The 25150-nt window shown below is 56.3% G+C and carries 12 protein-coding genes; 6 read left to right on the top strand and 6 right to left on the bottom strand.

From position 1 onward, the window contains the following. Positions 1-182: 182 nt before the first annotated feature. From DKY63_RS04805 to DKY63_RS04795, 3 genes are all read right to left on the bottom strand, one after another. Entirely contained in the window at positions 183-1472 is a 1290-nt protein-coding gene (locus DKY63_RS04805) for a glycosyltransferase (RefSeq protein WP_110963042.1), read from the bottom strand. A gap of 147 nt (positions 1473-1619) precedes the next feature. Beyond that, the gene (locus tag DKY63_RS04800) at positions 1620-8861 is read right to left on the bottom strand and encodes a hypothetical protein (RefSeq protein ID WP_162634869.1); all 7242 of its coding nucleotides are present in this window, start codon (positions 8859-8861) and stop codon (positions 1620-1622) included. Between the two features lie 113 nt (positions 8862-8974). Next, positions 8975-9334 carry a response regulator gene (locus tag DKY63_RS04795; protein ID WP_110963040.1) on the bottom strand — a complete coding sequence of 120 codons (360 nt, stop codon included), beginning with the start codon at positions 9332-9334 and terminating at the stop codon, positions 8975-8977. A 249-nt stretch (positions 9335-9583) separates the two neighbouring features. Between DKY63_RS04795 and DKY63_RS04790 the strand changes: the two genes are divergently transcribed. The 5 genes from DKY63_RS04790 (at position 9584) to DKY63_RS04770 (ending at position 16129) form a co-directional block, all read left to right on the top strand. Continuing rightward, entirely contained in the window at positions 9584-13075 is a 3492-nt protein-coding gene (locus tag DKY63_RS04790; RefSeq protein WP_110963039.1) for a response regulator, read from the top strand. Next, the gene (locus DKY63_RS04785) at positions 13076-13909 is read left to right on the top strand and encodes a CheR family methyltransferase (RefSeq protein WP_110963038.1); all 834 of its coding nucleotides are present in this window, start codon (positions 13076-13078) and stop codon (positions 13907-13909) included. Beyond that, complete coding sequence (locus DKY63_RS04780) at positions 13906-14499, top strand: chemotaxis protein CheB (RefSeq protein WP_110963037.1); 594 nt, start codon at positions 13906-13908, stop codon at positions 14497-14499. Before DKY63_RS04785 ends, DKY63_RS04780 begins: the two co-directional genes overlap by 4 nt. After that, positions 14493-15674 (top strand): hybrid sensor histidine kinase/response regulator, encoded by a 1182-nt coding sequence (locus DKY63_RS04775; protein WP_110963036.1) that lies wholly within the window; start codon positions 14493-14495, stop codon positions 15672-15674. The genes DKY63_RS04780 and DKY63_RS04775 overlap by 7 nt, the downstream gene beginning before the upstream one ends. 77 nt (positions 15675-15751) lie before the next feature. Then, positions 15752-16129: a response regulator gene (locus DKY63_RS04770; RefSeq protein ID WP_110963035.1), complete on the top strand. Its 378-nt coding sequence runs from the start codon at positions 15752-15754 to the stop codon at positions 16127-16129. Positions 16130-16265: 136 nt separating this feature from the next. Here the strand turns inward: DKY63_RS04770 and DKY63_RS04765 are convergent, their stop codons facing one another. The 3 genes from DKY63_RS04765 to DKY63_RS04755 form a co-directional block, all read right to left on the bottom strand. Beyond that, on the bottom strand, positions 16266-17933 hold the full coding sequence (locus DKY63_RS04765; RefSeq protein ID WP_110963034.1) for an ATP-binding protein: 1668 nt from the start codon (positions 17931-17933) through the stop codon (positions 16266-16268). Continuing rightward, entirely contained in the window at positions 17933-19435 is a 1503-nt protein-coding gene (locus DKY63_RS04760; protein ID WP_110963033.1) for an ATPase domain-containing protein, read from the bottom strand. Before DKY63_RS04760 ends, DKY63_RS04765 begins: the two co-directional genes overlap by 1 nt. A 229-nt stretch (positions 19436-19664) precedes the next feature. Next, positions 19665-20720: a tetratricopeptide repeat protein gene (locus DKY63_RS04755; RefSeq protein ID WP_110963032.1), complete on the bottom strand. Its 1056-nt coding sequence runs from the start codon at positions 20718-20720 to the stop codon at positions 19665-19667. Positions 20721-20914: 194 nt separating this feature from the next. Between DKY63_RS04755 and DKY63_RS04750 the strand changes: the two genes are divergently transcribed. Then, entirely contained in the window at positions 20915-25135 is a 4221-nt protein-coding gene (locus DKY63_RS04750; protein WP_162634867.1) for a hypothetical protein, read from the top strand. Positions 25136-25150 lie beyond the last annotated feature (15 nt).

Genomic DNA, 25150 nt, shown 5'->3' with positions numbered 1-25150 from the left:
GTTGTCGGCAATCGGCCGGGTTTCGCAGGTCTCGTCGAACTGGACACAACACTCGCACACGCTGATCTTGCCATAGCCCGCCTCCCTGTAGGAGCGAGCCCTGCTCGCGATGGACGTCAACGATGACGCTGACCACCTGACACCCCGTGGTGTCTTTACGTACATCGCGAACAAGCTCGCTCCTACAGACGGTTCTTCGCTTCGATCCATTGCGACATGTACTGCGTGCTCTTGTGATGGTGGTGGCGCAGCATGCTGCCGGTGAAGTTGTCCCGTCTGATCGCGGGCAGGTTTTGCAGGCAGTGCTCGATCCGGCTGATCAATGCCGGCCCGTGTACGTTGTGTCGATATCGCTTGGACAACAGTTCAAAGCCTTGGGCCTGCGCTTGCAACCAGCGGTTTTGATCCTGGTGGAGCTGCACGGCCCTGTCGGCGAACTCCCGTGCTGTACGAGTGATCGCGCCGGGCCAGGCCTCGTCTCCATACATGGCTTCGGCGCCAATCGGCGTGGTGACATTGGGCGTGCCACAGAGCATCCCATCGACGATTTTGCCCTTGACGCCTGCACCGAAACGCAACGGCGCCAGGCATATCCGTGCCGCCGACATGACTTGCAGCGCGTCTTCGGCCCAGTTCATCACATGAAATCCCTGCGCCGGGTTGTGCAGGGCGGTCGCCTTGGGCGGTGTATAAGCGCCATAGATGTGCAATTGAGCGCCCGGCAGTTGCGCGCGGATCAACGGCCAGATAGTGGTTTTCAACCAGAGCACCGCATCCCAGTTGGGCGCATGGCGAAAGTTGCCGATGTGCAGAAAGTGCGCACGCTCCTCGAACGGAACCGGAACGCCGGTCGGCAGATCGACCATCAGGGGGCACCAGTGCAGCAGGTCGCGTGGCACACTGAATTGCTCGACCAGCAATTCGATTTCCACGTCGGAGACCATCAGGTTCAAGTCGCAACGATAAATCGCCGCGATCTCCCGCTGGGCCACATCGGTATCGGCCATGAACTCGAACTCTTCGCGCAACGCCGGTGCGAACAGTTCGCTGAAGTCATCGGCGTCATCACTGGCCTTCAAGCGTTGCTTGAGTCGCTGATGCCGGGCATCGCGCAGGCTTTGCAGATCGACAGTCTCGAGCACACGCAGCGCATCGGGGCAGTGCTTTTCCACGCGCCAGCCGAACTGCTCTTCCATCATGAAGCGGTCGTACAACACCACATCCGGGGCCAGATCGCGGATGAAGGTGTCGAAGCTGCTGTCGTTCAATTCGATGGGCACTTCATTAATGCCCAGCGCGCCGAGGTCTGCACGATGTTCACCACTGCGGGCCGGGCTGCTGAAGGTGATGTCCCATCCTTGCTCCAGAAAACTCTCGAGGATTTGCATCATGTGCCCGCCGGCGGCGGAGGAGCGGGGCTCGGGCCAGACGTAACCAATGATCAGGACTTTGGTTGCGCGGGGAGAGTTCATCGGGGTTTTTCCTTGGGGCGGGCAGGGCTAAGCGAGCAGGAGGCAATTAAATCACAGGTGCTGCGGGCGGCGGGGTGGTTTGATCGGGATTGAGCGAAACACATAGGTTGACGCCCCCCTGGCGGGACGCGTCAAGTCGGGAATGATTCAGGGGCTTTTTTTCGTGGCCGTTTCTTTTGGCCCGTCGATGACTTTTTTGATCCAGGCCTCATCCATCGGGTCCATCCATCGGACAACCGGAGGATTGGCCTTCCAGTCGGTAGCTATGATCTGTCTCCCATCGCGACTCCATTTGGCCATTTGATCCTTGAGTTTTTCCATGTACTGGGAGGCCGGGCAGGTGATATCTGCCCATACGTCAACGATCCATGCGTTGTCATACATCTGATCACTGAAATCCAAGGTTGAGTGATGAGTTCCAAGTGGAATCCCGACAACTGTAAAAGTATGTGCGCCTTCCATTCTCCAGAGACTTGCATCCCCTCCGTTCTCGATGATCACCGCAGCGCTGGTGTAAGCCATCTGATCGCAGTTTCCTGCACCCGTCTTCAAGATTGTTTCTGCATAGTTTGGTTTACTGCCCCGAGAATATTCCCACAAAACAACGGGTTTAGTGAGTTCCGCTCTCTGAACGTCCATGGCGTCATGTGGTAGTTGTTGGTTGAAGGGGCCTAGCCCTGTGGCCTCTATCTGTGCACTTACTTGTTCACTGGCGCGCTCTGCATAAAAGCGGTTCTGGCTATATTTCGGCTGTCGATCAAAACCGGGCGGTTTTGGGGCAATGCCGATTTTTATTTGTGGAATATAGACCTCTACATCCAGAACGTTATTTTGATGCCAGACGTTGATAAGGAATTCACGCTGGCGAATCTCCGGGAGCAGCTCGACTTTCCTTTTCAGATCGACAATTTGATCCAGCGTGAAACCTTTCTGGTCTTCTAGAGTTTTATAAAGTTTATCCAGGGTTGGTAACGCGAAAAATGGCCGATTGGGTGTCCCGACTGCAGCCATCAGGAATGGGTCCTTGAGTTTGTGAAAGCCCTGTATTAAATCCGCCGCAAGACCGTCCTCTGAAAAGTCAATTTTCATGAATTGGATGTTGTCGATTTTGTTTTTATCGTAAGCGCAGTAATAGAAAAGTCCTGTGTCCACCTCCGCAACCAAATATTCATGCTTGCCCCAAATCCATCCCGGAATATCCACTTTGAAAGCTCTTACATCGCGCATGTCATCAACGCCATTGACAATGGAATTGATTCTTACAGTACAGGTGGCCTTCTCAATTTTATCGTCGGTTTGCCTGGCAAGGAAACCGAAACTCTGATCGTTGATGACGCTGCCTGTCGTTTGGGCTTTGAAATGCAGAGGTTCAATAAATGGTGCAGCTTTCGCTTCCCCCTTGACTCCATCGAGCTTGAATATTCGTCGTTCATGTATGACTTGAGGATCTGAGCCCTTTGACGGGTAAAGACGTTTGTGCTCAAGCGCTTGCGCCAGATTTTTTTCGGGTGTGGTGTCACCTATGAATTTTGATAGACAGGTCAGCCCCCTCCTGGACTTGCCCCCTCTGCTGCAAACCCACTCGAAACCTTCAAGATTTCCTGAGTAGGGTGGCGACGCTATGTCAGCAAGTGTTTGCGGTTGTTCAGGATTGAATCGATAGACCTTATCGCCAACGACAACATCAACTTCGCCGGATAAGCGTTGAATCGTGTGAGGTTCGGTATCGAACAACTGCGACGGCGTTATCGCGGTCGCCCCGTCGCTGAATGTCGTGGGCTCCAGCGGGATCGAACTGGCTGGCCTGAAATTATCAAGGGGCGGGCCATACGGCCGATTGCGGACTGCGTCAAATGCATACCATTTCCCTTCCTTGAACAATGCCGTTACCGGGTTGGTCAGGCCTGCTGTCCCTGTGCTGACAACACCTCCTGCAATATCCGCGCGTTTGAGCAGTTGCGTATGATCAATGGCTTTGGTGGTGCCATATAGATTCTTGATCTGATCAATACCCAGACCAGCAGCTCGATATGCCGTGGTGCCCAACTTGCACACCACGTTTTTCCCGAACTTGAGCACGTCACCCACGCCATCCAGCGGGTTGGCGGATGAGACGAGGCTACTGGTCATGATCCAGGTCATCTTCATGGCCTTTGGAACGAATTTGCCTGCGGTTCTTGCCACCTTGATGGCTTGGCCGGCTGCTGCGCCGCCCGGTATGACGAACCCCGCCGCATCCAGCAGGCAGTCAAATACAGCCCCACCGACGTTGCCCTGGTTGATGTTGTCGATACAGGATTTGAACGGGACCAGGCTGGCGAAGAAGTCCAATAACCGGGTCCTGAATTGTTTTTCGTTCTCCGAATTCGTCGAACCTCGGGCCAGGTTTTCCAGCTTCTCTCGCCCGACCACGAAATGTTCATCAACGACGACTTTGGCCAGGTAGTCAAACCGTGAGCCTGAAGAAAAAGGATCAGGCACTCTGTCGAAGTTGTATCCGGGTTTATAGAACGTGGCCTGTTGGGTGACGGGTTTTATTTCTTCGATGATGACGTCAGATGTGATGCCGCTGCGCGGCGCTTTGCCTTCGCTGTACGCCGACCAATCAATGGGCTGTGGCGTTGCGCATTGCTTTTTTATATTTCTGATCGGATCTTTCGGATTTACAAAGCTTTTTTCTTCGCCGTTCAATTTCAGGTGCAGCGGAAGGTCTGTATTCTTCCGGATTTCAACTGAGCTCGGAAATACCTCATAGTAAGTGACTCCTTGTTGATGCTCTGATCGTATCAAAATACCGTGACGGCCTTTGTGCGCTTCTATTTTTTCTTGCGTTTGAGCGCTTATATCCTCATTGATCGCGCTACGCACCGAATAAAATTTCTGAGTTCCATATTCCAGGCTTAGTCGGTCTTCCAGTGGCAGTTGAGAAGTCAGATATTTGAATACCGACTCAGAGCCACCGCGCAGATTGTCAAAGTAAGCAGTAAAGGATTCCTTGAAGAGTGATTCGGCCGATTTTAGTTTTTTGAAGTCTTTTTCAAATTCTTTGATAGGGATCTGGTCGTTGTAAGAGCTCCATGTTCCGGCGCTCAGCTGCCCGGTAATAAAGAGGTCCAGCATCGAGTACATCGACGCTTGTATGTTATGGGGGATATTTTTACGACGAAGGCAAAGGTCAGCATACGGACGCCCCTTGCCGAACACCCGCTCCAGCTCGGCCAGGGCAAGTCCTTCCCTTGTCGGTACGTCCGCTGTCAAAGCATCTCGCGCGTCGGCCATTTGCGTTCTGACGCTGTTGAATTTCTCCCGGGCGATGTTCAACTGGGTTGGTGTGTACGTGTCGGTGGCATTCGCCACGAGGACCCCATTGGCAATGGCCCAGTCGATCAGCGGATCGACCGAGGCCGATTGCGCGGCTATTTCCTGGCCGACGGTAATGGGGTCCGTACCGCCATAGTTCATGACCTGCTCGAAAGTCATCCTCTTGGCGGCCCCTGGATCGAGCTGTTCGATTCGGGCGACCGCGATCCTGAAGCTTGTCCACGTGTGGCTGCCGCAGACCAGGTTGTCGGGCATATCGCGCACCAGAAATTCCGGCGCGAAAGCGGACAACAAGTGGTAGGCGGCGACAGGCGCGCTGCTGGCGGACACTTTGCCACCGGCTATCAGATGAGCTTCGAGTCGGCTGATGACTGTCGAAGGCCTGGCTCCCCAATTGGCCGATTGCGTGAGGTTAAAACCGGCGACATGGTTGCGCGGTAGTCCGGGCGTGGGATCGAGGTCGAGCAACAGGGCCGCCATGACCCATTCGACAGCAGAGTTACGGGTGGAGATGGCGTTGAGATTCGACTCAAGCATCTTGCCCAGTTGAATGGCTTTATCGCTGTTGAGGGCAACGTTCAGTCCTGCGGCGGGGCTAGTAACCGATGCGGATTGCAAGAACGTATTGAGCAAACCTCCGGCTACCGGTTTATCGAGGCGCTGAACAGTTTGCCGGATCGTTTGTATATGAGCGGGTGTCAGCGGCCTCTCAAAACCCAGGGCGCCCCTGTAATCAGCTCTTTCATCGCTCTCGGGCAAAGCGAATGATAAGACTTTGATTGCATTTAGAACCTCTCCCACGGTCTTCGGTACTTTCCAGCCCATGGCGCTGATGAAGCGATGCGCGGTGACCATGCGCCGGGCTTCCTGCGGGTGTTTGATGGCAAACAACGAGTCCTTGTGGGGGCCTAATGTTCCGGCATTGAGATCTACGGAAGTACCCTCGGCTTTGTCGCGGATAAGTCCGGACAGCGTCGTTATCAGGGCGTGATGGGTGTAGAGGTCCCCCAGGCGTTGTCGTTGCTTTTCAACCTGTGCTTCGGATCTCGATTCCTGCGGTCTGACCGGGTCGTCGGGCTCGATGTGGGCAAAAGCCTGCTCGGTAGCCAATTCCTGCGCGCGTTGACGTGCCTCAGTCCGCGATGGTGTTGAGCGTTCGCCGTGGAAGCCGTTGACCAGGGCAAGAGGAACCGAAGAACCAGCCGGATAGGCCACGCCAATGTAGGTTGGATCAACGACGCCAGCAGTCCTTAACAGCGGCCCGGCGACATTGGCCCAGCCACTATCGTCATTCAGGGTGAATGTCTTGACCACGCCTTTGACCTTAGCGGTCAACGTGCTATCTGCCGTATGGATTTTCACGGTGGCGAGGTCAAGGTTTGCTTGCTGGGCCCACTCATAAAAAAACGGATTTTTGAAGGCGTTGACAAGGTTCAGCCAACACTGGCCAAAGGTTGAATGCATAGGGACTGCGACAGTCGCTGCACTGTAACTGACCTTGTCGTCGGCATAGTTCGTCAACGCACTGGCATAACGGTCGACCAACTGCTTATCACCATCGTCCCGTGAAGCATCGGTCCAGATCGCGGCGCGCCTGTGGCGCAGCAGGCTGATCACCTGTTTCGCCGTATCGGTCGCAGACTCCGAGGGTTCGTTGTCGATCTCTTCGTCAGCGTCGGCTGCAGGACTTTGCAGCTCAACCATGATGTTGAGGTATTGAGTGAGGGCCGCCAGTTTCTCCGATTCGCTGTCTTCGACCTCGGGCGTTGGTTCAACGTCTTGCGAGAGCGTGAGTGGCACAACGCTTGACTCAACGGCCGCAGTATCGCGTTTGCGGACATGATGCGTGTTCGATATCGGCTCAGCGTGCCCGGCATGCTCCGCTGCTTGTGCCTCGTGGATCAAATCAAGGTAGGTTTTTGCCGGATCTTGTGGGCTGGGTTGTTGCAGTTCCAGGGCAACGTCTGCGATCAGTTGCTCATCGTCGAGCACGTCATGCTCCGTGGACTGGTACATGAGTTTTAGAATCGTCTGGGTAAGGCCAGGCTTACCCACCGCCACGGGCTGTCCCAGGATTTGCTCTATGTCGTCCTCCATTCGCTCCTGGTGCAATGCCGGGCTTTCGGGTGGGAGTGCAGTACCGGGAGCCGTCGGGTCCTGAAGGGATTGGCGATATTCGTTGTGCAGTGCCGAGAGGGTGACGAACGCGGCTGTGACACTGGCTCCGGGATTGTCCCTGATCAGTTGCAGGGCGGTAGAAGCTGCACCGAGGGAGTAGGGGGCGAGGGCAGTGGAAACTCGCAAAAGCATGCTGTTGAATTGTTGTTTAATCAGTTCCCACGATGTAGTCGCAGTTACCAGCAAAGGTCCGACGGGCTCAAACTGACTCAGCGCTTCGGCGGCATTCGACGTTTCTTCCCGTTCCTGCAATAGCTCCTCAAATTCATCGGCCGAAGCCGATGGGAAGGTCAGTGCGTCGTCGATTTTGCTTAAGACATCGCCAATCGCCTGCACCACTTGCTCAAAGTCGAGTCCACCAATTGTCGAAGACGCGAGTGAGCGGGTTGGTGGAGGCAGCGGGCTGGCGCCGATCTCAGGGTTTTCGCCGGTTACTGATGTGGAAGGAAGGGACGCAAGGAAATCGTGGATTTCTTTTTCCGTTTGCGTTGCTTTTGCCAGCAGCTCAGCACCCGAGAGAGGAAGGGGGCGAGGCGCTACTGGCGCAGTGGTCACAGGTACTGGCGTCGGTACAGCAGGTAGATGCGGCCGGATTTTTTCCGCAATACCCAGTACCCCGACTGTATCCAGCACATTGAGGGCGTAGAGCATTTTTCCGCTGATTCCTCCGGTATAGCGAGGCCCGGTGGGAACGACGTCTTCAAGGAAACTCGATTTCTTTTCAATCTCCTGCATGGCCGACAACAGCGCTGAACCCTCAGGCGTACTGTCAACCTGTTGCTCGCAAGCGCGTACAGAGTCGACGTCAGAAACCAAGTAGTGAGCGGCCTTCATGAGTACGTTGTTGGCGCTGCTGATCAAACTTTCTGCAGCGTCCTTGAGGGACATGGAACCCAGTTGGGTGAGCGCTGCGTTCATCGGTGTCGCGACTTTCGCAAGCGATGCCTGCAGGGCTTGAGGGTCAACAATTTCCTCCAGCCAGCTGAGGTTCGGACGGTTATCGACGATCTCGATTGCCGCCAGGTGATTGCTGAGTTTTTGGGCTGCAAAGACCAGGCTTTGCGGCCAGAACAGGTTCAGGTCCAGCGGTGTTTCCTTGAGCGCCTCAACAAGCCCGGCCACCAGAATTTGGGCCTCCTTGGGCGACGGCCTGATACGGCTGCAATCTTCAAGTTGGCGCAAGTAGTCGTTGACCGGCCCTTCAATATCGGTCGGAACGTAAGCGCGCACGCTATCAGTGAGTTCCCGAACCGCTCTCCACGGGGCATCGTCGAGCAGCTCGCCAGCCTCGATCATTTGCCTTTGCAGCGCGCTTGAGAGCATTACTTGCTGCTGGATAAATCCAAATAGGTGACCGGAGGGCAATTTGACGTCTTCAGCCAAGGCATTCGCCCATTGATTGGAGGGCAGATTGCAGATGATTTTGACAAGCTCAGCCGATCGTTCCGGGACGCACTCCAGAGAGTTGATCAACCGCAGGAGGGCTTTTTCGATGAGCGGGATTAACGCTCTGTAAGTGTCCGTCTGCCGAATTCCGGATTTGAGCAACTGTACGAAGTCTTCTTCTGTAAAGGCTGCCGTTCGCAAGCGTTCCTGGATTGACGACCAGGCTTCTTCCAGTGAGCCTTGATCAAACGGCCCGTCCTTTTTCATACCATCCGAAAGAAAATTGGCTTTCCAGTTTTCCCCGCTGAAGACAGGGCAGGGTATCGGCAGTTTTGAATCCGGCGCGGATAGCTTTTGCCCGTAGGCATGGGGTGACCACCTTATGTCACTGGCGGGAGATTTGCGGACATAACAGTCGGATAACCTGGACGTCGATGGTGTGTTAGTGAGGGCGGGAATAAAAGCGGGGAATGGAGGGGCTGCAGAGACGTTGGTGGGTTGCATGAAAGGCCTTATCGAAGCGCGGGACGGAAAAATGCCCGAACGCTTCAGCGCATTCAGGCAGGTATCAACCGGTCACGATAAGTAGCCTCAAGGCACGAAACCTGATGGAAATATCAACCAATGATGCTTTTGACCTTGTCCCGCAACTGATCGATGGAGAACGGCTTTCCGATCAGATACATACCCTGCGGCACCTCGATGCTTTCGGCATAGCCGCTGGCAAACAGGATTGGCAGCGTCGGGCGCAGGCAACGTGCTTCGTTGGCCAGTTCCCGGCCATCCATGATCGGCAGGCCGACATCGGTCATCATCAGGTCGATGTGCTGATTGACGTCCTTGAGAATGTGCAGGGCCTGCTCACTGCCGTCGGCCTCCAGCACATTGAACTCCAGTTCATCGAGCACATCGACAATCAGCATGCGCACGATGGCATCGTCTTCAACGACTAGGATGGTGGGGGCGGTAGCAGACATGGTGAGCTTTCTCAAATTAGTTGGGCAGTCGTCGGTCAATCGAAATCGCCGACCCTATTGCATGAGTAAGTGGCGGCTCCCGACAAGTTCCCTACGCGCTATAAAAAGAATAGTGGTGAGGATAACCGCTCCTTCACCACGAGAGCAGTCCAATGTAGGACTTTGCCCATAGGTACGTGAGAAAAATGGATCCATTTGCCCGTTTTGGGGCAAACTCCTTGTTTTTCACCCGTTCAACAAGGCCTGACTATGACCACTGTGTCTTCGGTTGATGAGCAGCGATTCCGTAAACTCCTGAGCCGCAACATCAGTCTGCCCTTGGGCGTTGGCGTCATCAGCGCGGTTTTTTTCGTGTCGCTCATTACTTATCTGCTGTCGACGATCCAGTGGGTCGAGCACACGGACCGGGTGATCAATAACGCCAATGAGGCGGTCAAGTTGACGGTCGATCTGGAAACCGGGATGCGCGGTTTTCTGCTCAGTAGCGATGAGAAATTTCTCGAACCCTACGAAACTGCCAAGCCACGCATTGAGGTGGTGCTCAAGACCCTGCTCGAATTGACCGCCGATAATCCCGCTCAGACCGATCGTCTGCACCGCTTGCAGTCGCTGCAGCAGGAGTGGGCCGATTACGCGAAGACCATGATCGATCTGCAGCGATCCAGCGGTGATTACCGCAGCGCCGTCCGGGCTGGCAAGGGCAAGCGCCTGACCGACGAAATCCGCAAGCAGTTCGAAGATGTCATCGACATGGAGCAACAGCTGCGCGCCACGCGCAACGAGGAAGTGCGCCGTACGACCGTCTGGAGCATTGGCCTTTATCTGTTGTTCATCGCGGTGATCAGCGGCTTGCTGGCCTATGTGGGTCGCCGTGATCTGATCAACCTTTCGCAACAGTACGGCGCCAATCTGGCCAAGCAGCAGGCCAGTGCCAATCGACTGGAGCGCCAGGCCTGGCTGCGCAACGGCCAGACCGAACTGGCTGAACAAATGCTGGGGCAACTGTCGCTGAACCTGCTCGGGCGCAACATTCTTCAGTTTTGCGCGCAGTACCTGGGTAGCGCCGTGGCGGCCCTTTATGTTCGAGAGGAGCACGGTGGCCTCAAGCGCGTGGCGGCGTATGGCATGTCCCGCGAGCAGGAAGAACGCGAGCAACAGATCTACAGCGACGAAGGCATCGTCGGGCAGGTAGCGCAGCAGGCGCGGCTGATTCGCCTCGATGAAGTACCCGGCGACTATTTCAAAGTCAGCTCCGGCTTGGGCGAAGGCTTGCCGCGCAGCGTGCTGGTCGTGCCAACCAGTGACGATGATCGGGTCAACGGCGTGATCGAACTGGGTTTCCTGCGTGCTCTGGACGACCGTGACATCGAACTGCTGGAATTGATTGCCGGCAGCATTGGCACTTCCATCGAAGCCGCGCGCTATCGCCAGCGCCTGCAGGAAGTGCTGGCCGAAACCCAGCAGCTCAACGAAGAGTTGCAGGTCCAGCAGGAAGAGCTGAAGACCGCCAACGAAGAACTCGAAGAGCAGTCGCGGATTCTCAAGGAATCCCAGGCGCATCTGGAAACCCAGCAGGTCGAGCTGGAACAGACCAACGAGCAACTCGCCGAACAGGCCGAGGTTCTGGCCGAGCAGCGCGACGCCATGGACCTGAAAAACACCGAACTCAATCAGGCCCAGGCCCAGCTCGAAGAGCGCGCCGAAGAGTTGCAGCGCTCGAGCAAGTACAAGTCCGAGTTCCTGGCCAACATGTCCCACGAACTGCGCACGCCGTTGAACAGCTCGCTGATCCTGGCCAAGTTGCTCGCGGAAAACCCGCAGGAAAATCTCAGTGCCGAGCAGGTGCAGTTTGCCGAATCGATCTACTCCGCCGGCAACGACCTGCTGAACCTGATCAACGACATCCTCGATATCTCCAAGGTCGAGGCCGGCAAGCTGGAGATCCGTCCGGAGAGCACGAGCTTGGAGCGCCTGGTGGACGGCTTGCGTGGCATGTTCCAGCCCTTGGCGACGGACAAGCAACTGCAATTCCGTGTGGAGTTGCAGGAGGGGGCGCCGGACATGATTTTTACCGATCGCCAGCGCCTGGAGCAGGTGATCAAGAACCTGTTATCCAACGCGGTGAAATTCACCGAGCAGGGCAGTGTCAGCCTGAGCGTGGCCAGCGCGCCGAATCAGGGCATTGCATTCATCGTCCGCGATTCCGGTATCGGCATTGCCGACGAGCAACAGGAAAGCATTTTCGAAGCGTTCCGCCAGGCCGACGGCACCACCAATCGCCGCTATGGCGGTACGGGATTGGGCCTGTCGATTTCCCGCGACCTTGCAGCCTTGCTTGGCGGCTCCATCAGTGTCTCCAGTGCGCCGGGGCAGGGCAGTGTGTTCACACTGGTATTGCCGCAGAGCTACGTTGAGCCGGGAGAAGACGTTATCGAGCCGCTGCGGACGTCCTCGACCCAGTCCGCACCCAACGTTGCACCTCCTCAGGCCAAGCCACTGATCGCCGACATCGACATTCCGCGTTTCGACGACGACCGCAGCAAAGCACCGTTCACCACCCGCTGCATTCTGGTGGTGGAAGACGAACCGAACTTCGCTCACATCCTGTATGACCTGGCTCACGAACTGGGTTATCAGTGCCTGGTGGCCCATGGCGCCGACGAAGGCTACGACCTGGCCCGGCAGTTCGTTCCCGATGCCATCCTGCTGGACATGCGCCTGCCGGACCATTCCGGGCTGACCGTGTTGCAGCGCCTGAAGGAACACGCCGAAACCCGGCACATTCCGGTGCATGTGATTTCGGTGGAGGATCGGGTGGAAGCGGCGATGCACATGGGCGCCATCGGTTACGCCCTCAAGCCGACCACCCGTGAAGAGCTCAAGGATGTGTTTGTGCGCCTGGAGGCGAAACTGACCCAGAAGGTCAAGCGCGTGCTGCTGGTGGAGGACGATGATTTGCAGCGCGACAGCATTTCCCGGCTGATCGGCGACGATGACATCGAGATCACCGCTGTCGGCTACGCCCAGGAGGCGCTGGATCTGCTGCGCACCACCAGTTTCGACTGCATGATCATCGACCTCAAGCTACCGGACATGCTCGGTGGCGATCTGCTCAAACGCATGTCCACCGAGGACATCTGCTCGTTCCCGCCGGTCATCGTCTATACCGGACGCAACCTGACGCGCGACGAAGAGGCCGAACTGCGCAAGTATTCGCGCTCGATCATTATCAAGGGCGCGCGCTCGCCGGAGCGCTTGCTGGATGAGGTGACACTCTTTCTGCACAAAGTCGAATCCCGGCTGTCCCATGAAAGACAGAAGATGCTCAAGACCGCCCGCAGCCGCGACAAGGTCTTCGAGGGCCGCAAGGTGCTGCTGGTGGACGACGATGTACGCAACATCTTTGCCCTGACCAGTGCGCTGGAGCAAAAGGGCGCGGTGGTGGTGATTGGCCGTAACGGTCGCGAGGCGATCGATCGATTGAAGGAAGTCGAGGATATCGACCTGGTGTTGATGGACGTGATGATGCCGGAAATGGACGGCTACGAGGCCACCCTGGAAATCCGCAAGGACTCGCGCTGGCGCAAGCTGCCGATCATTGCGGTGACGGCCAAGGCCATGAAAGACGATCAGGAGCGCTGCCTGCAGGCCGGCGCCAACGATTACCTGGCCAAGCCCATCGACCTGGACCGGCTGTTTTCTCTCATCCGTGTGTGGTTACCGAAAATGGAACGTATTTAAGTGGAACACCAGTATCCAGGGGGGCGAAACAGCGAAATCGAATTGCGCTTGCTGATCGAGGCGATCTACCTCAAGTACAGCTATGACTTTCGCGATTATTCCGGCGCATCGATCAAGCGCCGGGTGACCCACGCGTTGAGCCAGTTCGAGTGCGGCACCATTTCGGCGCTTCAGGAAAAGGTTCTGCATGATCCGGCCGCGTTCATGCAGTTGCTGCAGTTGCTGACGATTCCGGTCAGTGAGATGTTCCGCGATCCGTCGCACTTCCTGGCGATCCGCAACGAAGTGGTGCCGCTGCTCAAGACCTATCCGTCAATCAAGGTCTGGGTCGCCGGTTGCAGCACCGGTGAAGAGGTCTATTCGATGGCCATTCTGTTGCGCGAAGAGGGCCTGCTCGATCGCACCATCATCTACGCCACCGACATCAATCCGCGCTCGCTGGAGAAAGCCAAACAAGGGATTTTCTCGATGGAGAATGTCCGCGCCTACACTGCTAATTACCAGCAGGCCGGTGGCCAGCGTTCGTTCGCCGATTACTACACGGCGGCTTACGGCTACGCGATCTTCGACAAGTCGCTGTGCGAGAACGTGACCTTCGCCGATCACAGCCTGGCAACCGATAGCGTATTCTCCGAAACTCAATTAATTTCGTGTCGTAACGTATTGATTTACTTCAATAAAAATCTTCAGGATCGCGCGTTCGGCTTATTTCATGAGTCCCTGTGTCACCGTGGTTTCCTGGTGCTGGGCAGCAAGGAAACCCCGGATTTTTCCGCCTTCGGCAACCAGTTCGAGCCGTTGGTCAAACAAGAACGGATCTACCGCAAATCATGAACGGTGTTACGGGTTCACCCGCCATAGAAGCCATTGTGATCGGCGCCTCGGCCGGGGGCGTGGAGGCGCTGCTGAGTATTCTCGGCGAGCTGCGCGAAGGCTTTGCGCTGCCGATCATCGTCGTTCTGCACTTGCCCAACGAGCGCCGCAGTCAGTTGACCGATGTCTTCGCAAGGCGTGTTGCCCTGCCGGTGCGCGAGGCTGGCGACAAAATCGCGATTGAAGCCGGCACCCTGTATTTCGCGGCACCCGGTTATCACCTGTCGGTTGAACTGGACCGCAGCTTTTCCCTCAGCCTGGAGGAGCGGGTGCACTTCTCAAGGCCTGCCATCGACTACCTGTTCGAGTCGGCCGCCGACGCTTACGGCCCGGCCCTGGCGGCCGTGCTGCTGACCGGCGCCAATCGTGACGGCGCCCACGGTCTGGCGCAGGTCAAACGCCATGGCGGGCTGACCATCGTGCAGGACCCGAATGAAGCCCAGGTCGCGACCATGCCCCGGGCGGCGCTGGATATTCATCAGCCCGACCACATTCTCCCCATCCGCGGCATCGGCCGTCTGCTTGTCGAGCTGGAACGAATCGCATGTTAAGTAATATCCAGGCCAAACTGCTGATCGTCGACGATCTGCCGGAGAATCTGTTGGCACTCGAGGCGCTGATCAAGCGCGAAGACCGCATCGTCTATAAGGCGCAGTCGGCCGACGAGGCCTTGTCGCTGCTGCTGCAACACGAATTCGCCCTGGCCATCCTCGACGTGCAGATGCCCGGCATGAACGGTTTCGAACTGGCCGAGCTGATGCGCGGCACGGAAAAGACCCGCAGCATTCCGATCGTGTTCGTCAGCGCCGCGGGCCGTGAGCTCAACTACGCGTTCAAAGGCTATGAAAGCGGCGCGGTGGATTTCCTGCACAAGCCGCTGGACATTCATGCGGTCAAGAGCAAGGTCAACGTGTTCGTCGAACTGTACCGACAGAGCAAGGCCATGAAGCAACAGGTCGAAGCGCTGGAGCAGAGCCGCCGCGAGCAGGAGGCGCTGCTGCTGCAGTTGCAGAGCACGCAGATTGAGTTGCAGCAGGCGGTGCGCATGCGCGATGACTTCATGTCCATCGTCGCCCACGAAGTACGCACACCGCTCAATGGCCTGATCCTGGAAACCCAGCTGCGCAAGATGCACCTGGCCCGGGATAACGCCGCCGCGTTCACCCTCGACAAGATGCGCACCATGGTCGACCGCGACGAGCGGCAGATCAAAAGCCTGATTCGCCTGATCGAAGACATGCTCGATGTGTCGCGCATTCGCACCGGCAAGCTGTCGATTCGCCCCAGTTGTTTCGACCTGACGGTGCTGGTGCGCGCATTGCTGCAAAATTTCGCCCAGCAGATCGAGGCTGCCGAAGCGACGGTTTCCCTGGAGGCCGGGCAACCGGTGATCGGCAACTGGGATGAATTTCGCATTGAACAGGTGATTTCCAACCTGCTGACCAACGCCTTGCGCTACGGTGCCAAGAGCCCGATCCAGGTGAAGGTGTACAGTGAGGACGGCGAGGCCCGGGTGGAAGTGCGGGACTTCGGGATCGGCATCAGTGAAGAGAACCAGCAACGGATTTTCCAGCAGTTCGAGCGGGTGTCGGTTAAACACGCCGTCGCCGGACTGGGCCTGGGATTGTTTATTTCCGAACAGATCGTGACCGCCCATGGCGGCACCATAACCGTCGAAAGCCGGATTGGCGAAGGCGCCCTGTTTCGCGTTTGTCTGCCGCTGTAGGAAAACAGCCGGAAAAACGCAACCTCTGAGCGACCCCGGGGTCGTATCAGCAGCTATTGAACGAACAAAGGCTTCCCATGAGTGAAGATGCACAAGATGTAGTACTCGTCGTCGAGGACGAGCCGGTAATCCTGATGGTGCTGACCGATTATCTGTCGGGGCAGGGGTATCGTGTGCTACAGGCAGAAAACGGCGAGCAGGCCTTCGAAATCCTCGCCAGCAAACCCCACCTGGACATGCTGATCACCGACTACCGCCTGCCCGGCGGCATCTCCGGCGTGCAGATCGCCGAGCCCGCGGTCAAGCTGCGACCGGACCTCAAGGTGATTTTCATCAGTGGTTATGCCAAGGAAATCCGCGAAACCGGCAGCCCGATCACCCTCAAGGCACCGATCCTGGAAAAACCGTTCGACCTGGATGTGTTGCAGGACATCATGCAGGACTTGCTGTCGTAAGACACATCGCCCCCCCTGTAGGAGCAACCCTTGCTCGCGATGGCGTAAAGTCAGCCAGCATCAATTCCGGATGTGCCGACGCCATCGCGAGCAAGCTTTGCTCCTACAGGTAAGAGGTTAAGAGGTATCGGGGAACTCAAGCCCGCACCATCTCCCGAACCTTCGCCGTCAGCAGGTCGAAGGTGAACGGCTTGGTAATCATCTGCATCCCCGAATCCAGGAAACCGGCACGCACCGCCGCATGTTCGGCGTAGCCGGTGATGAACAACACTTTCAATTCCGGCCGGTATTGCCGGCCGATTTCCGCCAGTTGCCGGCCGTTCAGGCCTGGCAGGCCGACGTCGCTGATCATCAGGTCGATGCGTTGCGGCGAGTCGAGAATCGGCATCGCGCTGTCGGCATCGCCAGCTTCGACAAAGGCATAGCCCAGTTCGCTCAACACCGTGCAGACCAACACCCGCACTGCAGGGTCATCTTCGACGATCAGCACCGTTTCTCCGTTGCGGGCAAACAGCGGGTGTGGGTTGTCCGCCGGTTGAGCGTCCGGCAGTTCGCCGCCGAAACGCGGCAGGTACAGGCTGACCGTGGTGCCTTGTCCCACTTCGCTCTCGATGGCGACATGCCCGCGCGATTGTTTGGTGAAGCCGTAGATCATCGACAAACCAAGGCCGGTGCCCTGGCCGATGGGTTTGGTGGTGAAGAACGGATCGAAGACGCGGTTGATCGTGGTTTGCGGTATGCCACAGCCACTATCGGTGACGCTGAGCACCACGTAATCGCCGGGCTCGAGATTTTTGTGGGGTTGGGTGAAATCTGCATCCAGGTACAGGTTCGAGGTCTTCACCACCAGCTTGCCGCCATCGGGCATGGCGTCGCGGGCGTTGATCACCAGGTTGAGCAGGGCGCTTTCCAGTTGATTGGGGTCGGCCTCGGCCACCCACAGACTCTCGCTCAGTTGCATGTCCAGGTGAATGCTTTCGTTGATGCTGCGCTGCAGCAACTCTCCCATGGACACCACCAGGTTGTTCATTTCCACCGGTTGTGAGTCGAGGGACTGGCGACGCGAGAACGCCAGCAAGCGGTGGGTCAGGCCCGCCGCGCGGTTGGCGGAGGTGACGCCGAGATCGATCAGGCTCTCCAGATCTTCCAGACGCCCGCGGGCCAGACGCCGACGCAACAACTCCAGGCTGCCGATGATCCCGGTCAACATGTTGTTGAAGTCGTGGGCGATACCGCCGGTGAGTTGGCCGACCGCCTCCATCTTCTGCGACTGGCGAAGCACCTCCTCGTTGTGACGCAGCTGGGCGGTGCGCTCTTCCACCTGCTGTTCCAGGGTTTCCAGGGTGATTTGCAGGCGCTGCTCGCTCTGACTCAGATCGATCAGCCGGTCCCTGGCTTCGTATTGTCGTCGGCGCCCGCGCAAAGCGGTGGTCACCAGACTGATCAGGGTGATCGGATGAAATGGACGTTCAAGGAAGGTGACGTTGCCCAGTTGCGGCCCGAATCGTGAGGTCGGGTCGTGCTCGGGGCCGCCATGGTGTGTCAGCAACACGATGGGCAGGTCGGACCACGCCGGTTGCTGTTCGATGTGTTTGAACAGCGGTTCGAGATCCTGCCCAAGCAATGCTTCGGAGGACACCAGCAACAATCCGGCGCCTTGCTCCAGTTCGTTGCACATTGCCCGAACATCGCGGCTGATGACCCCATCGAAGCCTGCCTCGTTCAGCAGCATCAGCGCGATCTGGCTGTCGCGGCCCAGTGGCGCGAGGATGATCGCGCGCTCGGAGGTCCCTTTCTGCACCATCACGGACGGTCATCCGCGAGCAGGGGCAGGCTCGCACCCAGGTAGGTCGGCACTCCGCGCAGTACGCCCTGGAAAGCTTCCAGAGGTTCACCGATGGTGATGCCCTGAGAGTTGATCCGGTATTCGCGGATGGTCGACTCGTGAGTACCGGTGCGTTTCTTGATGATGGAAATGGCCCGGCGGACTTTGCCCAGCGCTTCGAAGTAACGCAGCAGGATGACGGTGTCGGCCAGATAGGTGATGTCCACCGGGGCCTGCATGTCACCCACCAGACCATGCTGGGCCACCGTCATGAAGGTCGCCGCGCCCTTGCGGTTCAGGTACAGCAGCAATTCGTGCATGTGCAGCACCAGGGCGTTTTCCTCGGGCATGGCGGCCTGATAGCCATTGATACTGTCGATCACCACGGTCTTGATATCGCCGCCATCCACGCAGCGCCGTACCCGGTGGGAGAACTCGCCCGGGGACAGTTCGGCGGCATCCACTTGTTCGATCAGCAGGTTGCCGGTGTCCTGCAGGGCCTGCAGATCGATACCCAGGTGTTTCATGCGTTCGAACAGCAAACCCAGCTCTTCATCGAATATAAACAAGGCCGCTTTTTCACCCCGACTCACCGCAGCGACAGCGAAGATCATCGAAATCAGGGATTTTCCGGTACCGGCAGGTCCCAGAATCAGGGTGCTGGAACCGGTCTCGATGCCGCCACCCAGCAGCGCGTCCATTTCCGGGATGCCGCTGGTCAGCTGCTGTCGCAGATAGGCGCCCCGATGCTCGGCGGCCACCAGACGCGGGAAGACATGCACGCCATCGCCCATGATGGTGAAGTCATGGAAGCCACCCCGATATTTCTGGCCCCGGTACTTCACCACCCGGATACGCCGCCGCTCGGCGCCGTAGTTGGGCGTCAGTTCCTCCAGGCGAATCACCCCGTGGGCCACGCTGTGTACAGTCTTGTCGAGGGATTCGGTGGTCAGGTCGTCCAGCAGCAGCACCGTGGCGTCGTAACGTACGAAGTAGTGCTTGATCGCAAGAATCTGCCGGCGGTAACGCAGGGAGCTTTGCGCGAGCAATCGGATTTCGGACAGGCTGTCCAGGACGACACGGGTCGGCTTGACCCGTTCGACCACTTCGAAGATCTGTCGGGTGGCCTCGCCCAACTCGAGGTCTGACGAATACAGCAGCGTCTGCTGGTGCTCGGCATTGAGCAGGTTCTCCGGCGGCGTCAGCTCGAAGATATGGACGTTATCGGAAATCTCCCACCCGTGGGACCTGGCCCCCTGACGCAACTCGCGCTCGGTTTCCGACAGGGTGATGTACAAACAGCGTTCGCCCGCTTTGGCGCCCGCCAGAAGGAAATGAAGTGCCACCGTGGTCTTGCCGGTGCCCGGTTCACCTTCGAGCAGGAACACATGGCTGCGAGACAGCCCGCCATCGAGAATGTCATCCAGGCCTTCAATCCCGGTGGCGGCTTTTGCGCTGATGAACTCGTTGGATGTAGACAAAAAATGCCCTCTCTTGATCAGGGGAACGAGGCAGCAGGCGCTTGGGCCGTGAATGGGCTGCCTGTTCACTTGACCTTTGGTCGAGATGAGCGTTCAAACTTTTGTACCGGATGTGTCTACCGACCTGTAGGAGCGAGCCTGCTCGCGATGCGCTCATGGACGCCGCGGGGCATCAGGTTTCCCGCGTTATCGTTCACGACCATCGCGAGCAGGCTCGCTCCTACAGTTTTTAGAGCCCCTGTTGAAGGGCCGGATCGTCAGGATTCTGCTGCTCAAGCTGTGCCAGCAGAATCTGCACGTTCTGCAATTGCCCGCTTTCCTTCCAGTAGTTGATCAGCAGTACCCGCGCCTTGCGATCGTTGGGGTGGCGCTGGACGATTTCCTGCAACTGCTTCTGTGCCGCCTCAAGTTCCTGTTCACCGTGCAGGGTGGTGGCCAGGTCATAGCGATAATCCTTGTTGTCCGGCTCCAGTTCCACGGCCTTGGACAGGCCGAGCAGGGCGAATTCGTTTTGCCCGTGATGCAGCAACCAGAGCCCCAGGGCATGTTGCAAATAGGCGGAATCAGGCTGCGCCTTCAGTTGTCTGGCCAGCAAATCCCGGGCGGCTTCGCTTTGACCCTGGCGGTCCAGCACCTCGATCTGCATTACCAGCGCCGGCAGGTTGTCCGGCGCCAGTTGCAAGGTTTTATCGAGTTCCTGCTGCGCCTCTTTCAATTCGGCATTGTGCAAATGCAGGCGTGCCATCTGATAGTGATTGTCGGCGCTTTCAGGGGCGCTTTTCAGGACTTGCTGCCAGGCATCGATGGCCTGTTCCAGTGGGCCGAAATACAGGCCCAGATCGTCTGGCGACAGTCCCAGAAGTGCATTGACTGCCGCCAGCCGCACATTCTGATCGCTGTCATCGAGCAACGGCCCCAGCAACAGGCTGCGTTTGCCGCTGGGCACCAGGCCGCTGATGCTCTTGATTGCCGCAATGCGAACTTCAGGTGCCTCGTGCTGCAAATCCGCGTCAGCCAGCTTCAGGGCCACGGAGCTAGGGTAATTGGGCAGCTCGGCATGCAGCCAGACGCGACGCTTGGGCGAAATGTCCGGGCGCGCCAACTGCTGGTACAGCACCCGCGCAGCCCCCGGTTGCCCGTTGCGCGCCGCCGTCAGGGCTTCGCTGTAACCACGCTTGATCGCCTCGGGCACTACCGGGGCCGAGTTATGCAGGAAAAACCAGGCAAGGCCAACGAGAAACAGGGCGCAGAGGCTGATAAGCAGGTAGCGGCGGGAATTGGGCATGCAGAATCCGAAGGCTTGGGCAATCGCAAAAGAGTGTCAGCTTTGATCAGACTGGGGTGAGAGTCAAACTCCAGTGGGCTGGATATTGGCGTCACAGGCCGTGTATAGGGAGTGTCGGGGCGTTTTTTACAAGATATTTTTGGGGCGGGCACACATGCTTGGAAATTAAACCAGTTAGAACGGAAAGTTGTTCAGTGTCCCCGTCAATTAATACATCGAGCTTAAGCCAGACATCGTCTAAATTTTTTCCTGCCAATGAATCAATTGTGCAAACCTCGCTCTCGGCCACACTCGAGCATACCGGCAATAGTTCTCAGACCATGAGTAGTCTAGGTGCCGTAGACATTCAACCCCCCGTACTCTCGAGCAATACATTCAGTTCACTAGAGACGGATTTTATTGATCAGACAGATCTTGATCGTCGCTGGGCTTCTTTTATAAAAGAGATGAACACCCAACCTCTGACTGAATCGGGAGCTGTGGCGGTTTTGAGAAGTGGTGTTTTGCTAAGGGATCCGTGCAAGGCATTGGCCGGGGAGTTTGCGGATTGGCTGTACCGTTCGATTCGGCCGCTTGGATCACTGACTGAAGATCGCCTGGAAGAAATAATCGATGTGGTTTGCCATTTGCCAGATAGCCAATGGCAGGCCGCGTTGGGAGAAAACATCAGGTTTCTGAGTGGAAAAAATCCCGAGGGGCTCGCGAAACTCATCGAGTCAAAGCTGAAGCGTTCTAATGCTTTGCATCGCGAGTTGATTCTGAACGGCAAGTTGCTTTCGGATGTTCACTGTAGATCCTTGGTTAATCTGATCATTGAAGGCCGGCAATACATAGGTCCAAATGATGGTGAACTCGATAGCATCATGCTGCTGCTGGAAGACGCGTCTGAGGTCCGCCCAACTCCCAAAGATGCCCTCGCGCTGTTGGATGAGTTAATGCATCTGCTTGAAAAGGACAATGTAAGGCAGTTGCCTTGGGTGCCATGTTTTATGGCGGAGGTCAGTGATCTTCGCGATCAGATAAAGCCCGCCGAAGAGGAAGGGCAGACGTGGCTGCAATGGCTGATTGGCCCCAGTTGGCTGGAAAGTCTGGTAGGGCATCCGGTCTGGCCGTCAGCGTCGATGAACTCGACGGCTGCTGAGGCCAGTCCCGTACCGTCGAGTGATCACTCCACCTGGCCGCTGTCGGCCATGCTGGCTTTTGACCGCAATGCAGCCTCTTATGAGGACGTCGCGAGTAACCGCCAGAGTCTTGCCAAGTCCATCGTTGATGTTCTTTTGATGGTCAGCAATGCGGCGAAATCCGCTGGGGCAACGCGCTCGGGCGCTAGCGTCGACTCATTCGGCAGGCCCGATCCAGAGACCAGCGGCAGTGCCTGGAAAAACGGTGCGTACTATTTTGACGTGTCACCTTTTGACCCGGCTCGAGGACAACAAAATCCCACCCCTGCCGACCCGCTGACCATGGTCACTCACGCTATTGCCAAAGCGGACGAATGGTTTACCCGCAATCTGGTGCCGTGGGACAGCGCCAGTGCTCAGGCGCCTGATGTAGTGATCGAGATGGAACCCCTCGTAGAGGTCTATCGAACCACAACAGAACTGTTGAGCGGACCGCTGCCCGTTGTGGAAGATGTCAGGGAGCAGGTACAGCGTTTGCTCCAGCGGATGGCCGCAAGCCTGGTCAGCAACGGCGCGGCGGTCTGGAGTAGTGCGGGCGCGTTGCTTGAGCGCCATCCGGGTCGTGCTGCCGGTGCTTTCGCGGCTTATATGGCCGTCAGCAACTTTTACGCCTATTGGTTTGAACCTGCAGTAGAGGAAATGGTTGATCCGTTACAAGGAGTGGAATTCACTCCTGAATCCGCACCTGATGAAGCCACGATGGCTCATGAACATATCGTTGAGGGCATCGATAGCTTGTTTGAGGATTTTCCAGACTTCGCAGAGCAAGTAGTACATCTGGTCAGCCAATCCAAATATTCCGATCCCTTTGATGATCCACAGTTGCTTGAAGATCTTGAAGTGCTTTTGAAGTCGACTGCATCTGGCACCGAAAACCTGACGTATCAGGATTACCTTACTGAAATTGCCACGCTGGCGGCACTCGATACTGAAGATACCGCCCTTGTCGATGGGCCCGCGATCGATCCCGTCAACGCATCTGACGTCCCACTGACGCTATCGGCCGCTGATTTGGCGTTGACTGCAAATGTGAGAAATAAGCGAAGCCTGGATGACTTGAGCCTGTCTTCCAATTTTCAAACTTCAGAAAGCGGAGTAGCTGCACATTCGTCAGCAAAATGGCTCATTGAAGCAGGGCAACGTGAATTGGATGCCGTAATCTCCATCGGGCCGGGTGAAGAAATTGCTCCCGGTGTCACGATAAATCAGGCGGCGGATTTGTTTATCAAGGACTATGTCGAACTGCAAACCGTTTTGGATCCGGCACTGTTCGTCGTGTCGTTTACAGAGGATTTCGTCGCGGGCTCGGACTTGCCTGTTAATTTAAAGTCCGAGGTGAACTATAAAACCAGGTTTACCGTGTCATATTTTTTGAGTCGCCCGGAAAGTAAGAATCGACACGCTTCTCCAGATAAAACAATGCGATATGTAGAATTCACATTGGCTGATTTGTTGATGGGGCAGCATAAGACAAGGATAGAGCCGTTTGAAACTTTAAATGTGCTTTGGCCGTCTGGATATACCGATGGGTTCAAGAGCGCAGTGGAGAGCAACAGGCTTCTGAAAGATTATAAAGAACGCTCGGAGAAGGTGTTGTCCCGACCGGAGGCTTTCGATTTATGGAAGAAGAGTTTTCAATTCAAGCTTCGTCATCTGGTCACCGACTTTCTTCAAGGCGAAGGTGTCTCGAAGAAAGGAAAGGAAATTGCCGAAAAATTCTTGAAGGGTGAAATTCAGATAAGACCGATCGCTATTACTCAGGGGAAATTCAGTAGCGTATTTCATGTGTCAAATGCTGTATTTTTATCCACGAGCATTCTCGGTGAGAATGCTCGTGATGGTTTATTCGTCTTTATGGGCGGAAAAGAGTCAGTCATCGAGAGTCCTGTTGAGCTCTTTGAAGAAGATGGAAAATCAATAGAGGAATGTCCAGATTTAAGAGCCGCCCTGTCAGATCGAATCCCCCTGAAAGCCTTGTTGGGGCGTGATGATGATGACTTCAAATACAGCCAGGGACGTTTTGTTTGGAGTTGGAATCCCGTGAAAACATTTGAAAACTACAAGTGGCCTTACAGGCCAATTGTCTTTGGGCGGCGCGATGGCCCTAATATTTATGGGGAAAATCATGATGCCTTTAAAGATGTATATAACAATGTGGTTAGCAAGGCAAAATCCGATATCGACACAATGACCTCAACTTCAGGTGAACGCTTTATTGATGGCATGCTGGATATATTGTCCGAGTCATTGAGAGTAGGGGCAATTATTTTGGCATTGCCAGGCGCACCTACAGCGCCCTTTGCCTTCTTGATGGGTGCTGGTGCTTCAGCCACTCAATATTTGCGTGGCAAATTAGTTGACGATCCGTTGGAGTCGGCCCGACATAAATCAAATGCGGTCATCGGTATGGTGGCCCAAGTGGCTGCTCCATATATAGGGAAAACACTGGGGAAGGTGTTTTCCAAGGCCGTGGACTCCCGGATTGCAGGTAAAGTGCTCGAGCGCCTCAGGTTCGACGTTTTCCCCAGAGAAATATCAAGAAATTTTCCAAAGTATGGGCACAGCGCTTCATCGGCTTTGCCAGGCGTAAGCAGAATAGAAAGATGGATTGCGCCAAGGGTCAGGAATCCCTGGATTATTCAGGAAAAAATCGACAGGAAGCACACTGGCAATGTTCTTGTTGAACGATTGAAGTCACTGGCCAAAGGACCACAGGTTGCACAGCGACTCATGGATCGTTCACGTGTCCTTTTTTTTGGCAATCATAAAAATGGCTATGTGTATCGTGGGTTCGCAATGCGTGGAGATATGCGCTCACCACAGGAAGTGTTCGACAAAGGGTTTAAGTCTAACGGCGGGCAAGCGTCCGGTTATTACGATACTAGTGGAATGGGGGCCTTCAATAATGGAGGGAAAAATGGCGGGTGGACCTATTTGATTGGTGGCAGGGGGATTGATGGAGAAGATGTGCTGAGAAATGCTAACTGGAGGGCAGGTACTGGCGCTCGACTGGGTTCCAATCCGTACCAGATCAGCTATGCGCAAGACATTCCGGGATCAAACATACTGGGGGCCTATGATCCAGCAGGCAAGTTCATTCCCAATCCGAGTGCATTGAGCCGGGCCATTGAAAAGAGCGTTCCGACTCCGTTTGTGGAGAAAGTTCCTTTTCCGATAAAAAACGTTGTTCAAAACAAAAACTCTACTCATACACCCATCGTGCTTCCCCAGTGAAATTCGAGGGTCGAA

Origin of the sequence: Pseudomonas putida, from assembly GCF_003228315.1 — a bacterium.
Taxonomy (GTDB): Bacteria; Pseudomonadota; Gammaproteobacteria; order Pseudomonadales; family Pseudomonadaceae; genus Aquipseudomonas; species Aquipseudomonas putida_S.
Note: the sequence above shows the minus strand (reverse complement) of the source record. Positions and strands in the feature narration are given on the sequence as shown.

Bases quoted from the DNA above. Each gene is read 5' to 3' on its own strand.
- DKY63_RS04805 (WP_110963042.1), bottom strand. From the start codon at position 1,472: ATGAACTCTCCCCGCGCAACCAAAGTCCTGATCATTGGTTACGTCTGG.
- DKY63_RS04800 (WP_162634869.1), bottom strand. From the start codon at position 8,861: ATGCAACCCACCAACGTCTCTGCAGCCCCTCCATTCCCCGCTTTTATT.
- DKY63_RS04795 (WP_110963040.1), bottom strand. From the start codon at position 9,334: ATGTCTGCTACCGCCCCCACCATCCTAGTCGTTGAAGACGATGCCATC.
- DKY63_RS04790 (WP_110963039.1), top strand. From the start codon at position 9,584: ATGACCACTGTGTCTTCGGTTGATGAGCAGCGATTCCGTAAACTCCTG.
- DKY63_RS04780 (WP_110963037.1), top strand. From the start codon at position 13,906: ATGAACGGTGTTACGGGTTCACCCGCCATAGAAGCCATTGTGATCGGC.
- DKY63_RS04775 (WP_110963036.1), top strand. From the start codon at position 14,493: ATGTTAAGTAATATCCAGGCCAAACTGCTGATCGTCGACGATCTGCCG.
- DKY63_RS04770 (WP_110963035.1), top strand. From the start codon at position 15,752: ATGAGTGAAGATGCACAAGATGTAGTACTCGTCGTCGAGGACGAGCCG.
- DKY63_RS04765 (WP_110963034.1), bottom strand. From the start codon at position 17,933: ATGGTGCAGAAAGGGACCTCCGAGCGCGCGATCATCCTCGCGCCACTG.
- DKY63_RS04755 (WP_110963032.1), bottom strand. From the start codon at position 20,720: ATGCCCAATTCCCGCCGCTACCTGCTTATCAGCCTCTGCGCCCTGTTT.